This window comes from Caballeronia sp. GAWG1-5s-s (genome assembly GCF_023631445.1).
GTDB lineage: Bacteria > Pseudomonadota > Gammaproteobacteria > Burkholderiales > Burkholderiaceae > Caballeronia.
Map to the genome: position 1 here is coordinate 1 of NZ_JALQDC010000062.1, position 875 is coordinate 875.

Sequence of the window (875 nt, forward strand, 5' to 3'; positions counted from 1 at the left end):
GACAGTCCGGTTCGGAACGAACATGCGACGATGGAAAGTCTGCAAGCGGAGCCGGGTTGATGACCGCTTTTGGCCGGTTACCGAAGATGGAGACCGGGGCGCTGAGCACCCCGACGCGATTTTCCTCGAACCGCCGCACTCAACCCGCCTAGGCCGTTCGGCCCTGGGCACGCCGAGCGTCTCTTGATGAAGTGCAACGGCCAGTCAACGCGCGGCTCTCGCCGACGTGCGATGTCCTCGGTGCCGTCGACGGGCGCGGCTCTCGCGGCGTCGATGGAAGGCATCTGGACACCATCAAGGCGATTCTTTGGCAATTCAGGAGCTGCGCGGGCAGCGGCGCGAACGAATCGCACTGTAGTCGGCGAACTCAATACACTGATCGCCTATCTCGCCGCCCATTTCGCCGCACCGGGCCACCCATTCGTGGTTGATGTTGGCGATATCGAACTATCGAACCTTCCCCGTTTCTCCCGATCCGCATGATGCGGATGCTCATGAACTGATTCAGCGCGCGGTGCTCTACTGGGTCGTCCGGCTGGAAGTGCGGAAGCGCACGGAACGCGAGCCGAACACGGCATGCGTCGTGATCGAGGATCGCAGCGAGGGGCTCGTTGACCAGGATCTCGAGGTGCTCAAGCACCCGTTCAAGCGTGGCGGCGGCGACGTTCCGCCGCTGGCGACTGGCGTTATTCGGGATCGGCGATCGCCTGTTTGTTATCGCCCTTGTTCGCCGTCTGCACCTGATCGTCGGCGACCGACGATTCGCGCGCGAGCGGCGCGATGGCGTGCAACGAGACGATCGGCTGGGTGCGCGCGTTGACGCCGGCCGGACTCGGCTCGTTGTCGTGAATCAACGCGCGAATACGCGGATAAAT

The 875-nt window shown here is 63.3% G+C and carries 1 protein-coding gene and 1 pseudogene; one reads left to right on the plus strand and one right to left on the minus strand.

Annotation, left to right across the window (positions count from 1 at the left end):
* Positions 1-273 precede the first annotated feature (273 nt).
* A complete protein-coding gene (locus NCR34_RS27890; RefSeq protein ID WP_248324083.1) occupies positions 274-483 on the plus strand; it encodes a hypothetical protein in 210 nt (69 codons plus the stop codon).
* A gap of 203 nt (positions 484-686) precedes the next feature.
* On the opposite strand, the pseudogene NCR34_RS27895 reads toward NCR34_RS27890, so the two are convergent.
* Positions 687-875: pseudogene (locus tag NCR34_RS27895) on the minus strand (polyhydroxyalkanoate depolymerase); the annotation flags it as partial.